Origin of the sequence: Rhodoligotrophos defluvii, assembly GCF_005281615.1 — a bacterium.
Taxonomy (GTDB): domain Bacteria; phylum Pseudomonadota; class Alphaproteobacteria; order Rhizobiales; family Im1; genus Rhodoligotrophos; species Rhodoligotrophos defluvii.
In genome coordinates, this window is sequence record NZ_SZZM01000002.1 from 730,225 (window position 1) to 744,121 (window position 13,897).

Annotated in this window: 12 protein-coding genes; 1 reads left to right on the forward strand and 11 read right to left on the reverse strand. The window is 67.4% G+C overall.

Annotated elements, in window-relative coordinates; translation table 11 throughout:
- Positions 1–1,049 precede the first annotated feature (1,049 nt).
- Entirely contained in the window at positions 1,050–4,193 is a 3,144-nt protein-coding gene (locus E4P09_RS12525; protein WP_239025192.1) for an autotransporter-associated beta strand repeat-containing protein, read from the forward strand.
- Positions 4,194–4,330: 137 nt separating this feature from the next.
- On the opposite strand, the gene E4P09_RS12530 is transcribed toward E4P09_RS12525, so the two are convergent.
- The 11 genes from E4P09_RS12530 to E4P09_RS12580 all read right to left on the reverse strand — a co-directional run bounded on the left by E4P09_RS12530 (position 4,331) and on the right by E4P09_RS12580 (position 13,801).
- Positions 4,331–8,833 carry a baseplate multidomain protein megatron gene (locus E4P09_RS12530; RefSeq protein WP_137389926.1) on the reverse strand — a complete coding sequence of 1,501 codons (4,503 nt, stop codon included), beginning with the start codon at positions 8,831–8,833 and terminating at the stop codon, positions 4,331–4,333.
- A 7-nt stretch (positions 8,834–8,840) separates the two neighbouring features.
- A complete protein-coding gene (locus tag E4P09_RS12535; RefSeq protein ID WP_137389927.1) occupies positions 8,841–9,293 on the reverse strand; it encodes an NlpC/P60 family protein in 453 nt (150 codons plus the stop codon).
- Positions 9,253–10,152: a DUF2163 domain-containing protein gene (locus E4P09_RS12540; RefSeq protein WP_137389928.1), complete on the reverse strand. Its 900-nt coding sequence runs from the start codon at positions 10,150–10,152 to the stop codon at positions 9,253–9,255. Before E4P09_RS12540 ends, E4P09_RS12535 begins: the two co-directional genes overlap by 41 nt.
- Positions 10,149–10,781: a DUF2460 domain-containing protein gene (locus E4P09_RS12545; RefSeq protein WP_137389929.1), complete on the reverse strand. Its 633-nt coding sequence runs from the start codon at positions 10,779–10,781 to the stop codon at positions 10,149–10,151. Before E4P09_RS12545 ends, E4P09_RS12540 begins: the two co-directional genes overlap by 4 nt.
- Positions 10,782–10,796: 15 nt before the next feature.
- Positions 10,797–11,381: a phage tail tape measure protein gene (locus E4P09_RS12550; RefSeq protein WP_137389930.1), complete on the reverse strand. Its 585-nt coding sequence runs from the start codon at positions 11,379–11,381 to the stop codon at positions 10,797–10,799.
- Positions 11,365–11,607 carry a rcc01693 family protein gene (locus tag E4P09_RS12555; protein ID WP_338049005.1) on the reverse strand — a complete coding sequence of 81 codons (243 nt, stop codon included), beginning with the start codon at positions 11,605–11,607 and terminating at the stop codon, positions 11,365–11,367. Before E4P09_RS12555 ends, E4P09_RS12550 begins: the two co-directional genes overlap by 17 nt.
- Entirely contained in the window at positions 11,594–11,914 is a 321-nt protein-coding gene (locus E4P09_RS12560) for a gene transfer agent family protein (protein ID WP_137389931.1), read from the reverse strand. Before E4P09_RS12560 ends, E4P09_RS12555 begins: the two co-directional genes overlap by 14 nt.
- Before the next feature lie 8 nt (positions 11,915–11,922).
- Positions 11,923–12,336, reverse strand: coding sequence for a phage major tail protein, TP901-1 family (locus E4P09_RS12565; protein ID WP_137389932.1), 414 nt, complete (start codon positions 12,334–12,336; stop codon positions 11,923–11,925).
- 37 nt (positions 12,337–12,373) lie between these two features.
- On the reverse strand, positions 12,374–12,796 hold the full coding sequence (locus tag E4P09_RS12570) for a DUF3168 domain-containing protein (RefSeq protein ID WP_137389933.1): 423 nt from the start codon (positions 12,794–12,796) through the stop codon (positions 12,374–12,376).
- A 106-nt stretch (positions 12,797–12,902) separates the two neighbouring features.
- Positions 12,903–13,229, reverse strand: coding sequence for a phage head closure protein (locus E4P09_RS12575; RefSeq protein WP_170984395.1), 327 nt, complete (start codon positions 13,227–13,229; stop codon positions 12,903–12,905).
- Positions 13,226–13,801, reverse strand: a complete 576-nt coding sequence (locus tag E4P09_RS12580; RefSeq protein ID WP_170984396.1) for a head-tail connector protein — start codon at positions 13,799–13,801, stop codon at positions 13,226–13,228. The genes E4P09_RS12575 and E4P09_RS12580 overlap by 4 nt, the downstream gene beginning before the upstream one ends.
- Positions 13,802–13,897: the final 96 nt, after the last annotated feature.

Sequence of the window (13,897 nt, forward strand, 5' to 3'; positions counted from 1 at the left end):
CGTTATTTAGTGCCGCAGGAGCGGCCGGAGCGGCCACATACACCGTCACCAGCGCCTCGGGCGATCCAACCGTTGAGAATTCGCTGGGCTGGGCCATCGCCCAGGCCAACGCCAATGCCGGCGCCGATGAAATCGTGTTCGATCCGAGCCTGGCGGGGCAAACCATCACTCTGACCCGCGAGTTGCCTATCATTCAGGACGACGTGACGATTGATGGCGGCGGCAATGTCACAATCAGCGGAAACGGCCAATACCGCATCTTTTTCGTTGCGTCGGGTGATGCCACTTTCGCGAACCTCAGCTTGGAGCAAGGCCACGCGCGCGGCGGCAACGGCGGCTTGCAGCGGGGCGGCGGCGGTATGGGCGCAGGCGGCGCCATCTTCGTGAAAGACGGCGCCAGTGCGACCATCGATACGGTCCAGTTCGACTCCAATTCGGCAAGAGGTGGCAATGGTGGCAACTACCAGTCCTCCGTGCCCGAAGGCAATATACATGCCGGGGGTGGCGGTGGAGGTATGGGCGGACACGGTGGGAGTAATAGCAATTATAATGAAGGAGCCTGGGGTGGTGGTGGCTTTGGGGTCGGCGCAAACGGTGGAGGACAGACGAATTTAAACGGTCAAGCCGGAAACTATGCAGGGGGTGCTAGAGGTGCGGCGGGTGTAGGAAGCCCCAGCGGCGCCGGCGGCTTGAATGGCGGCGGTGGTGGCGGTGTAGGAAACAATACCGGGGGCGGAGATCCCGGCACGAACGGCGGCGGGGGTGGTGTCGGTGCATCGGGCGGCAATGGGGGATTCGGCGGCGGCGGGGGTGGTGCAAACCACGGAACCGGCGGAACCGGCGGTTTCGGAGGGGGCGGTGGCGGATCTGGCTCTGGCCGGGGTGGCGATGGTGGTTTCGGCGGGGGTGCCGGCGGAGGAGGAACCCTTGGAACTCCAGGCTTCGGGGGTGGTGCTGCTGCGGTCGGCAGTCCGATTAACAACGGCGGTTCGACGGGCAGCACCTCGACAGGCGGCGGCGGGGCCGGCATGGGCGGCGCTGTCTTCGTGATGGATGGCGGTAGCCTGAAAATTAAGGGCAACGTTGAGGTTCAAAACGGCGCAGCCACGGGCGGTACCGGTGGTGCGGGAGCAAGTGCCGGTCTTGGCCTCGGCAGCGGTTTTTATCTGCACGGCGAGACGGGCCTGGACATCGAAGCGGCAGCCGGCGAGACGGTCACCATAGCTGATGCGATCGAGAGCGATGCATTCAACGATCCGACGGATCCCACCAATGATGACCCGGCCGGTGACGGTGTAGACAACGGCATTACCAAGACCGGCGCCGGCACGCTGGTGCTGAGTGGCCAGAACACTTACATCGGCAAGACGACGGTTTCCGAAGGCACTCTGCAGGCCGGCGCGGCTGACGTCATCACCCGGTCACATCTCGATATCGGCGCCGGCGCGGTCTTCGACTTGAACGACTTTGACCAGACCGTTGCGGGCCTCACGGGGGCAGCCGGCGCGACCATCGAGCTCGGCACCGCCACGCTCACCACCAATCAGGATTTCGACAGCGAATATGCCGGCGCGATACATGGAACGGGCGGGCTGACCAAGGCGGGCACGGGCACGCTCACCCTGTCGGGCGACAGCGATTATACGGGTGATACCCATATCGCCGGCGGCACCGTGTCGGTGTCGAAGGACGAGAACCTTGGCAATGGCGGCACGGTCGTCATTGACGATGCCACTACCCTGGAGGTGACCGGCACCGGCTTTGCCACGAGCCGCGGCGTCACCCTGTCGGGCGGCACCGGCACCATCGACGTGGCCACCGGCACCCTGACCGCCAATGGCACGATCGGCGGCGCCGGCAAGCTGGAGAAGGACGGCACCGGCACCCTGGTTCTCACCGGCACTAATACCTATCAAGGCGGCACCGATATTCAGGCCGGCACCGTCTCCATCTCGAACGGCTCGAGCCTTGGTGCGGCCTCGGGTAAGGTGACCATGGCCGACGGCACCACCTTGGAGGCGACCGCCACCTTCGAGACGCCCCACGACATCGAGCTTGCCGGCACGGTCGGCACCATCGATGTGACCGATGACCATATTCTTACGGCCTCCGGTACGATCGGCGGCACCGGCAAGTTGGAGAAGGACGGCACCGGCACCCTGGTGCTGACCGGCACCAATACCTATCAGGGCGGCACCGATATTCAGGCCGGCACCGTCTCCATCTCGAACGGCTCGAGCCTTGGTGCGGCCACGGGCAAGGTGACCATGGCCGACGGCACCACCTTGGAGGCGACCGCCACCTTCGAGACAGCCCACGAAATCGAGCTTGCCGGCGCGGTCGGCACCATCGATGTGACCGACAGCAACACTTTGACCGCGAGCGGCACGGTCGGCGGCACCGGCAAGCTGGAGAAGGACGGTACCGGCACCCTGGTGCTCACCGGCACCAACACCTATCAGGGCGGCACCGATATTCAGGCCGGCACCGTCTCGGTGTCGAGCAACGACAATCTCGGCGTTGCCAGCGGCGCGGTGAGCATTGCCGATGGCGCCGCCCTGGAGGTGACCGGCGCCGGCTTTGCCACGAGCCGCGACCTGACCCTCGCCGGCGGCACCGGCACGATCGATGTGGCCACCGGCACCCTGACCGCCAATGGCACGGTCGGCGGCGCCGGCAAGCTGGAGAAGGACGGCACCGGCACCCTGGTGCTCACCGGCACCAATACCTATCAGGGCGGCACCGATATTCAGGCCGGCACCGTCTCGGTATCGAGCAACGACAATCTCGGTGCGGCGAGCAGTGCGGTCACCATCGCCGATGGCGCCACTCTGGAGGTGACCAGCGCCGGCTTTGCCACCAGCCGCGACCTGACCCTCGCCGGCGGCACCGGGACGATCGACGTGGCCACCGGCACCCTGACCGCCAATGGCACGATCGGCGGCACCGGCAAGCTGGAGAAGGACGGCACCGGCACCCTGGTTCTCACCGGCACCAACACCTATAACGGCGGCACCGATATCCAGGCCGGCACCGTCTCCATCTCGAACGGCTCAAGCCTTGGTGCGGTCTCGGGCAAGGTGACCATGGCCGACGGCACCACCCTGGAGGCGACCGCCACCTTCGAGACGCCCCATGACATCGAGCTTGCCGGCACGGTCGGCACCATCGATGTGACCGACAGCAACACTTTGACCGCGAGCGGCACGATCGGCGGCACCGGCAAGCTGGAGAAGGACGGTACCGGCACCCTGGTGCTCACCGGCGACAATACTTATGCCGGCGGCACCAACATTCAGGCCGGCACCGTGTCGGTGTCGAGCAACGACAATCTTGGCGCAGTGAGCGGCGCGGTGACCATCGCCGATGGCGCAGGGCTGGAAGCGACCGGCAGCTTCGCGACGGGGCGCGGCGTGACCCTCGCCGGCGGCACCGGCACCATCGCCGTGACCGGCGATAATGTGCTCACCGCCAACGGCGCCATTGGCGGGGCCGGCAAGCTGCACAAGGACGGCACCGGCACCCTGGTGCTGGCCAGCGCCAACACCTATACGGGCGGCACGGACATTGCCGAGGGCACCATCCGGCTGGGGGCCGATCATGCGTTGGGCTCTGGTCCTGTTCATATCGGCGATGACGGCATTCTCGACCTCAATGGCCACACCCTCAATCTGGGCGACCTTTCGGGAGACGGCGGCGAGATCGCCCTGGGCGGCGGCGAGCTGATCACCAATGTCACGGGCGACAAGACCTTCTCCGGCGACATCACCGGGGATGGGGTGTTCAAGAAGACCGGGGCCGGCACCCTGACCCTCGACCATCAGAACAGCCTCACCGGCACGGTGGAGGTGAGCGAGGGCACCCTCGAGGCCGGCATGGCCGACGTGATCGCCGATGCCCATCTCGATGTGGGGGCGCAGGGCACCTTCGACCTCGGCGGCTTCGACCAGACCGTGGCCGCCCTGAGCGGCGCCACGGGCGGCACGGTGGCGCTCGGCGCCAACACGCTCACCGCCGATCAGGACATCGACACCACTTACGNCGTCCGGCGCGCTGACGGTCGCAGACTGCGCTACCGCTTGGGTCGCGGTGACTGCTGCGACCTCCGGCATGACAGCTCCGAAGAGCGCGGCGGCTATGATGAAGTCCTTGAGGGTCATCGCCGTCGGTTTCAGTTGCTTCTGGTGGGGTAGCCCCGTTGCTCTGAACATAGCCTGAATGTGAATCGCGGCTTGCTGGACAAGCGCACAGTCTTGGTTAGCGGTTTTGCAGCGCTCCACAAATCAAAAGCTCCAAGCAAGAGACCTGATTCCCATGTCAGGTCCATGCCTTAGAGTTGGACTGCCGCCCTGCGGCCGGTGCCGCGTCCGACAGCCGCCGAGATCTGGTAGACCATGACGGTCAGGTTTCCTGGCAGGCTGCCGAAGTCGGCGAGCTGCGCGCTGGCGGTATAGATCGCCGGGCTTTGCGGGGCGGTGATGGTGCGCTTCACGGCATCGGCTCCGTCGAGGACGTCGATCTCGTAGGCTTCCCTTTCCTCCGCCAGCGGCACCTCGACCATGTGCCAGCTGTCGCCGCCTGCGCGTGTGCGCCGGATCCACCGGAGTTCCACATCCCCCGAGGCGAGCCTGCGGCCGCGTATGTGCACGGGGCTCAAGGGTCTCAAGCCCATCCCCGAAAAGGCGTGCTGCTGTTCGGTATAGGTGTCGCCGCCGAGGTCGTCTCCGGCCGGGCCGGCGCGGTAGTGGTAGGCAAGGCCGATGTCGCCCGCCTGCATGTTGACCGGCACCACCGCTGCATCGATCACCAGGCAGCGGGTGCCTGGTGCGACGATGTCCGCCATCTCGCCGTCGGTGCCTGCTTGCGCCCGCAAGAGCCGGGTGAGCCGCCATGTCTTGGGCGCGATCAGTTCCGCGGAGGCGAATTGCAGCAGCTCCCATCGCCCAGCGGCACTCTCCACCGCGATGAGATTGGCGCCGGCAAACACGGTCGGATCATCCCGCGATTGCACCTGCCCGTCGTAAAGGCGGATCTCCAGGACATTGCCGTTGTCCCAGCGGCCGGTCGGGCCGGCGCCGAAGGGGGCGACGGTCTCGCCGGCAGCGGCGGGCGCCGCCAGCACACGGTTCAGGCTGTATCCCTGCCCACTGGCCGAACGGTAAAGATTGACGGCGCCCGGCCAGGGATGAGTGAAGGCGGCGGCATAGCCCACATGGTCGGGCTCGCCGTCCCTAAGCCGCGGCAGGTCGAGCAGGGCCAGGGCCGGCGCGGCGCGTGGCGCATTCACAGGCTTGGCCGAGATCGCCCGGCCGTGGCGGGGCGCCGCATAGGCGGCGTGGAACACGTCCTCGTCGAAGGCCTGGGCCTCGCAGGCACGGTTCGTCAGCTCGCTGATGCGGTTGATGCGCAAATCGCGCGCCGGTTCCCCATCATAGGCCACCGTCACGAGATCGCCGGGCTCGAGGGCGAGCAGCGACGGCGGCAGGGCGAAGGTGCCGAGATCGCGCGCCACCCACAGGTCCTGCAGCCATGTCTCGGCGGCGTTCTGCGCCCGTGCCTGGTCGATGACCACGGCCACCTCGGCCTCGGCCACCCGGGCGCTGAAGCCCGCGACCCGCCGCGCCTCGACCGCGGCCGTGCGGTAGTCCGCCTGCCCCTCGATGAAGCGCAGCTTGGCCACCTCCGGCAGCTCCGTCTCCTGGCGCCGCGTCAGGGTCAGCACCTCCCCTTGTCCCTGCTCCACCAGCCTGTGCTGATCGAGCACCGCCACCGGCCTCGTGCCCCGCTTGGAGAACACGCGGACCTTGGCCCCGGCCTCGACCGCATCGAAGCCGAACATTAGGCCCAGCGGCTCCAGCGCCTCGCGCAGGGACATGGTGCTGTCCAGCACATAGCCGTCGACCGTGCCATGCAGCTCTGACGTGTCCAAGTTGTCGAAGCTGTAGTCCTCGCCCAGCGCCTGCACCAGGTCGGCCAGCGACACCGCGGTCGCCCGGCTGGAGATCCAGTGCCCCTGCGGCCAGTTCTCCGCGTCGCCCCAGGCCGAGCGGTCGATGGGAAAGGTCGGGAACGGCCGCGCGTCCCAAGCCCAGACACAGGTCTTGTCCGCATCCACCATGGCGCCGCCATAGGGGCCTGCCGGGTTGTTCCCCGATGCCGGGTCCCAATAGTGGGTCATGGCGTCGAGATAGGCCCGCTGGATCTCGTCGTCGCGGCCGCCGGTCGAGAAGGGCGGAATACCCGATTCCGACGACTTCGCATCGAAGAACAGGTTCGGCCGGTTGGTGCCCTTGTCGATGGCGGGGCAGCCGCATTCGGTGAAGCGCAACGGTTTTGCGCGCGGAACCCAGGCCGTGGGCGAGGCCGCCTCCACGCCGCCCGGCCGATCGTAATGAGGATTGTCCCACCAGCTGCGGATATCCTTGTTGCGGAACACCCAGGGCTTGCCGGCGCCGTCGGTGATGGGCGTGCGCAGCTGCGCGCGGCGCGCCGCCTCGTCGACATAGTACCAGTCGTAATATTCCCCGCCCTCGATGCCCCGTTCGAGGTAATCATGGTCATAGATCGAAAAGATGCCCGCCTCCGGGTCGTAATCGAGGTGATCGCGGCCCTCGCGCCAGTCGGACAGGGGCAGGTAGTTGTCGATGCCGATGAAATCGACATTGGCATCGGCCCAGAGCGGGTCGAGGTGGAAGATGACGTCACCGGAGCCGTCGTCCGGCCGGTGGCTGTGATATTCGGACCAGTCGGCGGCATAGCCGATCGCCACCGCCGGTCCCAGCATCGTCCGCGCATCGGCGGCGATGCCCATCAGCGCCTGAACGAAGGGATATTGCCCCGCCGCGTCCCGCACCTGGCTCAAGCCGACCATTTCCGAGCCGATGAGCAAGGCGTCCACACCCGCGGCGTTGGCCAGGGCGGCATAGTGCAGGATGAAGCGGCGGTAGGACCATTCCGCCGGCCCGGCATAGTCGATCCGGCTGCCATCGACCGAGAAGTCGCCGGGGCCGGCCGTGCCCACGAACACATCCACCTGGGCGGCGGCTTCCGCCGTCAAGTCGGCGATCAGCGGTGTCGTGCCCAGATTGATCCAATAGGGCTTGAGCCCACGACCGCGGGTAATCTGCGGGCCAGCAAAACTGGCCGAGCCGGTGGCCGCGGCACTGGTGGCGGGGAAGGACGTCTTCAACCCGAAGGCGGGGAACAGATCCGCGCGCAGCATGGTGCCGCCGGGGTCCTCCAGATCGACCCACAGCCGGCGGAAGTCGCCGGCCGACTCCATGCCGTGGGCGTGCGCGACGAGCCCGGCGCCGGCGGTCAGCACATTCAGCTGGTCGGTGTCGGGATTGTAGCGGAGGGTGACGGTGTGGGTGCCGAGCCGGGTCATCACCCGCAGCGCCGGGAAATGGGCGGCGGCCTCATCCCGCAGCACATAGGCGGAAACCGTGACCCGCTTGCCGGCCAGCAGATCGGCCGAGCACGCGCCGAAGCCGCCGGCCGCGCCTGAGCTGTCCGTCAGGGTGACCCGCTCCCCGGCAATGCCGTCGGGCATGGTGCCGGCAGCGGCCATCCGGCTCACATTCGATAGGGTCCAGCCGCTCAGGTCGCCCGTCGTCAGAAGCGCGTTGCCCTGCCCCGGCGCCGGGTCGCAGGCGATGCGGCCGCGCCAGGGATAGGCCGGCTGCCCGGTGCCGCCCGTATGCGGGTCCGGCAGGGCATTGTCCGCCGGCACGTCCATCATCAGGAACGGCAGCAGGATCACATAATAGCCGCGTGCCTTGAGCTGTTGGATCGCGGCGATCACGGATGCGTCGTTCGGTGTGCCGCCATAAGCGGGCCTACCCGCGATCAGGGATACGACCTCAGCGTCTTGCCGCTCCAGGCCCGCAACCCGCCAGCGGATCGGCATGGTATCTTTCGTCGCATTATCGACCTTCGGGCGGACGGTGCAGCTGCCACAGCGCAGGTCGTCGCCGAACCAGGCCACCACCAGGTTCACCGATTTGAGGTTCGGCAGCAGCGCCGCGAGATGGTCGAGCGAGACGCTCCAGTCGCTCGTGCCGGCGGTCACGTGCCGGTTCTCCGGGCCGACGAAGATCGCCCCCCAGCTGCCGGTGCTCACCTGCTTCACTGCCTGCGGCTCATAGCCGAACTCGGTCGCGCCGGGGATCAGGTTCACTCCGAGGATCCGCTCCTCCACTCGGCCGGGCAGCGGCTTGAACACCTCGAAATTCAGCTGCGGGATACGGTTGCCGAAGCGCTCCAGCGGCAGGCGCTCGAACACCACATAGGCAATCCCGCGATAGGCCGGCATATTGCCCGCCCCTTCCTTCGCCTCGAGGAGCGCGTCCGGCAGCTGGTCCTCGCTGCCGGCATGGACGCGGTAGCTGATGTTGTTGAGGTCCAGCTCCTTGCCGTCCGCCCAGACGCGGTTCACATGGGCGATTTCGCCCTCGCACAGGGCCACGGCGAAGTTGGCGTAATAGCGGTAGTTGATCGTGGTGATCGTCTGGCCGCCGACCCCGAACACGCCGCCCACGTCGTCCTTGTCCTTGTCGATCTCCTCCTCCAGGCGGGTCGCCCAGATCATCTGGCCGCCGAGGCGGGCGCGGCCATAGGCGCGGGGGATCGGGCTGCCTTCGGTCGCCGAGAGCACGTCGAGCTCCGTCAGCCGCGGCCCGATGCGGGTCGTGCCGCCGCCGCCGAACAGAGCGTTGTCGATGACGCTGCCGGCAATGGCCGCGCCGGCATTCAGCAAGGCTTGGCCGACGGCATTCAGCCCCAAGGACGAGCCCAAGGCGGATGCGGCCGTGGTCAGCAGGATCGACGCCATATGCCCCTCACAATGTGTAGAGATAAGCCCCGGCCAGGCGCTTGCGCCACCAGGGGTTCAAATGCACCTCGCTGACCGTGATGCCTTGGTGGATGTGGATCATTCGGTCAGATGCGGTGAGAATGCCGGCGTGTTTGGCGACGGCGCCCTCGCGCCAACGGAACGCCACCACGGCGGCAGCCCGGCATTCATCCACGGGCACGGATGCGAGGTGCCGTGCCAGGCCGTCGAGCAGCAGTTCGCGGCCGCCGGTCTCGGCCCAGTCCGGCGCATAGGCGGGCAGCGCCACCGGCGGCTGGCCACCGAGATCGCGCCAGACACCGCGGACAAGGCCGATGCAGTCGCAGCCAATCCCTTTGAGGCTCGCCTGGTGGCGGTAGGGCGTGCCGAGCCAGGCCCGCGCCGCGGCGATGACTGCCTCACTCGCCGGAGAAATTGCCGCCGCCGTCGAGATTGGCATCGCCGGGATTGGGATAGGCCATGACGAAGTCATTGGTCGGCATATGCGGAAAGCCGCGGAAATTGGCGGCATTGGCGAATTTCGCCCGGCAGGTGGCGAAGCGCTTGTCGCAACCGGCTTCGACCATGAACTGGTCGTCAAGGGCGATGGTGCCGGCAGGCGCCTGCCACAGTTCCAGGAACACCGCGCCCGCTTCCAGCCGGTGCGTCTTGACCTCGGACACAGTTCCCACATTCGCACCCGTGGTCCACACGAGGCGCCCGCGCTCGAACCAGCGGCCGGGGAAATTGGCGAGGCCGCCGGCATCCAGCCTGCGGTTCGCCTGCACGGCGGCCACGCTGCCGAAGCCGCGAAACCCTTCCGTATCGAGCGAGAAGCGGCAGCGCTCGTCCCCCAGCACCGCGTCGCAGGTGAACTGATAGAGCCTCCCGCGGGGCTGATTGAGCCGATGGGCCAGGCCGCGGATCTCGGCGGTGAAGGCTTTGCCGCTGCGGCTCACCTCGCCGAGATTGCCCTTGCGCATGAGCACCCACTGGGTGGGATCGCGCCAGTTCACCCGCAGGATTTCCACTTGCGCGTCATCATAGCGGCCGGCGGCGATATCCTCTTCGGTGATCGCGTCCGCGCTCAAGGCCGCTTCTGCCTGCATGGTGTCCACGGCAAGCCCCAGGCCGGACGCGATCTCGCCCGCGGTGAAGCCGGTACCGGCCTGGTAGGTGACCCCAGCCACCACCAGGTCCAGATCATGGTCGGTGAAGCCCATCACCACGCCGTCATGGCGGGTGATCTTCCAGCACCAGGCCAGCGTCGTGGCGCCGCTGCCGAGATGGGCCTGCAGATCCGGGCTCAAGGCTTTCATGTCCGCACCTCCACCAGCGGGATGTTGGGGATTTCGCCGGCCTGGAAGGCGGTCAGGTTGATGTCCAGCATGTCGGTATCGAAGCGCACCGGCACATCGAAGGCAAAGCCCGCGGTCACGGCCGCACCGGCCACGGGTGCCGCCGCAAAGGTCACGAGGCCGGTTGTCACGTCAACGGTGAAGTCCACACCCAGGCTCTGCTCGATGCCGGCAACCGCCGCCCGCACCGTGCCCGCCGCCGGCTTGGCAATGGGCCTGATGTAGCTCACAGGGCCCGATGCATAGTGCTTCACCAGCTGGAAAATGGTTTGGGTGCCATCGCCGGTGCCGAGCTGCTGATCAGTCGGCGCGATATTGCCGCTGGGCGCGCAGGATTTGAAATCCGCATGGTCCTTGAAGCGGAAACCGTAGAGGCGGCCGCCGCGTGCCTCGAAGAAGGCGAGCACTGCGTGCAGGTCGTCCAGCGAGCGCACCCCATAACCGGCATTGTAGCGGCGTCTGGAATGGGCCCAGCGGCCGTTGCGCTCCTCGCCGCCCGAGGCGAGCGTCACCACATCGGTGCGCCGCTCGGGCCCGCCCGACGAGCCGAAGGCGATGCTGGTGGGAAACCGCACCTCATGAAAGGTCATGGCTGCTCTCGGCTGTCACAGATTGCGCTGGCCCCGGGCCATGGCTCTCGCCAGTATGGCGCCGATCTCCGATTGCGAGCGGCGGAAGCCGGCGACGTCCGGGGTGGTTACGTTGAAGGTGATGTGGATCGGCCGGGCGCCCGCCCCGTCGCTGCGCACGCCGAGGCGGCCGTCTGCGCCGCGGGCGAGCGGCAGGATGGCTTCCGGCCCCGCCTCGCCCATGAGCCCCGTGCCGCCGCGCAGGGGAAACAGGGTCGGGCCGTTCACCACCCCGCCATCGGCGAAGGGTTTGAGCACCCCGCCCGTGAACACATTGCCGCGCGCATTGGCGGTGAGGCCGCTGATCGCGCTGGTGAGCGCGGTGCCGATCCCCTGGGTCAGCGGCCGTAGCGCCGCCGTCAGGGTCTGCCGCGACAGGGACAGGATGAGCGAGCGCAGCACGTCATCCAGCTTGCGGCCGCTGATTGCCGCATTGGTGAAGACCCGCGCCATGGAACGCTCGAAGCCGGCGGTGAGCCGCCCCACCTCCTCTAGGTCCTTCCTGAACTGGGTCGAATCGAGCGCGATCGAGACGTTTAACCCCTCAATCTCCTCTGCCATGATCAGCTCCTTGGTCTGGATAGCGCTGGATCAGGCGGTCGAGCGTGGCGCGGTCGAGGGCGTCTGCGCCCCGCGGCAGCACGCCGGCGCCTTCGAGGGCCGCGCCGAGCTCGCGCGGGGTCATGGACCAGAAGCTGGCGGGATGCAGCTTGAGCACGCCCAGCCCCAAGGCCATCAATCGCCGCCAGGGGAACCCTGATGTGGCCCGGTTGTCAGGCACCATCATCGGCTCCGAACGTTGCCTGCAGCAGCGCTGCCGCCAGCCTCACAAATCCGGCGGCGCCACCCTCCATGGTCATCCGCGCCACTGTCGCATCGTCGACTTCTGCGCCGCCACCGCGCAGGCCCGCCCCGATGATCCTGATCACATCGGTCGCCTGCAGCCGGCCGCCGTCGAACCGCTGGGCGAGCTGCATCAGGTCGATGCCGCCATAGGCGGATTCGAGCTCGGCGAGTGCCCCCAGGGTCAGGCATAGCCGGTACGGCCGGCCGTCGAGCACCGCCTCGACCTCGCCCCGGTGTCGGTTGACCATCGTGCCGCTCATGCCGCTGTAAAGGTGAGCGGGCCGGCGGATTCGAGCGCCAGTTCGAAGCTCAGCTCGCCATCGTGTTGACCGGCATAGTCCAGGGCGGTCATCTGGAACTTGCCCTCGATCGTGCCGAAATCGGGCACGATCACCTGCCAGTCGCGGATCGTGTCGGCGAAGAAATAAGAACGGGCGATCGCGTCCGAGCTTTCGTCCCGGAAGATGCCGGCGCCCCGTATGCTGGCTGATTTCACCCCGGCGCCGGCCAGCAGCTCCCGCCACTGGTTCACCGAGTCCGCATTGGTGGTGTCGACCGTGCGGGCATTGAGCCCGATCGAATGGGTGCGCAGGCCGGCGATGGTCAGGAATGCACCATTGCCGTCCTGATCCACCTTGAGCAGCAGATCGCGGCCGCGTTGAGCCGTCATGGTCCTCTCCTATGCATCCGTTCAGTGAGGCTGCGTGTCAGGCGTCCTGGGCCAGCGGCTCGGTCACGGCGCGCAGCCGGACGACCCCGTGATAGGTCACGCCATCCGGGTCGCGCAGGGCGTGCCAGAAGACGGGGCGCAGGTTGATGAGCCTGTGACCGGTCAGGGCCGGCAGTGGGCCGTCGAGCGCTTCGTCGATCGCGCCCATGATGGTCTGGATCTCGCGGCGGCCGGCCGCCCGTGACCACACGTGGATGGTTACGTGGTGCTCGTGGCCGCGGCGGTTTTGGGTGCTCCAGTCGCTGGTGCGGATCTCGCCTATGGTGACATAGGGGAACGGCCGGCGCTCCTCCACGTCATCGGCGATCCCGTCGGGACCGATGAGATCGGTCACCCCCGCATTGGCGCTCAGATGGCTGAACAGCGCCTTTTGCAGCGCCAGGGCGGCGACAGTGCTCATCGCCTGCCCTCCTCGTTTTTCGCTGCCGCCGCTGCCTTGATCCTGGCCAGAACCTCGGCGAGGCGCGCTGCGAGCCGCTCGCGGCCGGCTATACGCAGTTCGATCTTCATGGGGTGAGCCTTTCCCGCACGAGACAGGTGAGGTGTCGCCGCCGCTCGGCATCATCCCGCACGCTGTCGATTTCAAAGATCCTGGTGCCGGCGATCAACCGCATGTCGGTGGACACGTCGTCCCGGTAGCGGATGGTGATCCGGTGCGTCACTGCCGCCGAGATCTTCTCCGCCTTCACGCCGTTCTCGAAGCGCACCGGTTCCACCGCCGCCCAGACCGCTGCCACCGGCTGCCAAGTCACCTCGGCGCCGCCGGTACCGTCGCTCACGCGGACGGGCCGCTCCAGCCTGAGCCGATGGCGCAGCTTGCCGATGCGGGTCACAGCGCCAGCACCCGGTACGGGGCGATCAGCGCCTTGATCATGGCCGGCAGCTCGAAGGGCTGGTCGCCGAGGCCCACCGGCTCGCGGTTCTCGTACCAGTGGGCGACGAGCTGCAGGATCGCCTGGCGCAGGGTCGCGGGCACCGTTTCCGGCTCGTCACCATAGCCGGCGGTAACCTCGATTTCGATGCCGCGGAAGGCCCGTTCCGGGCGCGGCCATTGTTTGCCGGTGCGCGGCTTCAGCCGAGGCAACACGCCCGTATCGGCCACATAGATCGCGGGGTCGACGAGCTCGGGTTCGCCGTCGTCGCCGTAGACGAGGACCCGGTCGACCGTCTGAACCGGCCGGATGGGCAGCGTGATGATGCCGTCCTTGGGCCAGTCGTCCAGGAACACCGACCAGCCCTGGGTGATGAATATACGCCGGGTGGCGATTTCCAGGTGGATGCGGGCAGAGGTGATCAGCGCGGCAATCAGCTCGTCCTCGAACGCGCCATCCACGCGGAGATGGCCACGCGCTTGCTCGAGGCTCACCGGTTCGACCGCCGGCGGTGAATTGGGAACCGACATCATGGGTCGTCTCCGACAACGTGCTCTCAAATTCATGGAGGGGGCGCGGCAAACGGTCTCCCGCTGGCCGCGCCCCACATTCGGCACGCCCCTGTCGAG

What these genes read in the sequence shown, in the direction of transcription:
- E4P09_RS12540 (WP_137389928.1), bottom strand. Translation starts at nt 10,152, where the DNA reads ATGAAAGCCTTGAGCCCGGATCTGCAGGCCCATCTCGGCAGCGGCGCC.
- E4P09_RS12565 (WP_137389932.1), bottom strand. Translation starts at nt 12,336, where the DNA reads ATGACGGCTCAACGCGGCCGCGATCTGCTGCTCAAGGTGGATCAGGAC.
- E4P09_RS12545 (WP_137389929.1), bottom strand. Translation starts at nt 10,781, where the DNA reads ATGACCTTTCATGAGGTGCGGTTTCCCACCAGCATCGCCTTCGGCTCG.
- E4P09_RS12580 (WP_170984396.1), bottom strand. Translation starts at nt 13,801, where the DNA reads ATGATGTCGGTTCCCAATTCACCGCCGGCGGTCGAACCGGTGAGCCTC.
- E4P09_RS12535 (WP_137389927.1), bottom strand. Translation starts at nt 9,293, where the DNA reads ATGCCAATCTCGACGGCGGCGGCAATTTCTCCGGCGAGTGAGGCAGTC.
- E4P09_RS12555 (WP_338049005.1), bottom strand. Translation starts at nt 11,607, where the DNA reads ATGATGGTGCCTGACAACCGGGCCACATCAGGGTTCCCCTGGCGGCGA.
- E4P09_RS12570 (WP_137389933.1), bottom strand. Translation starts at nt 12,796, where the DNA reads ATGAGCACTGTCGCCGCCCTGGCGCTGCAAAAGGCGCTGTTCAGCCAT.
- E4P09_RS12530 (WP_137389926.1), bottom strand. Translation starts at nt 8,833, where the DNA reads ATGGCGTCGATCCTGCTGACCACGGCCGCATCCGCCTTGGGCTCGTCC.
- E4P09_RS12560 (WP_137389931.1), bottom strand. Translation starts at nt 11,914, where the DNA reads ATGGTCAACCGACACCGGGGCGAGGTCGAGGCGGTGCTCGACGGCCGG.
- E4P09_RS12550 (WP_137389930.1), bottom strand. Translation starts at nt 11,381, where the DNA reads ATGGCAGAGGAGATTGAGGGGTTAAACGTCTCGATCGCGCTCGATTCG.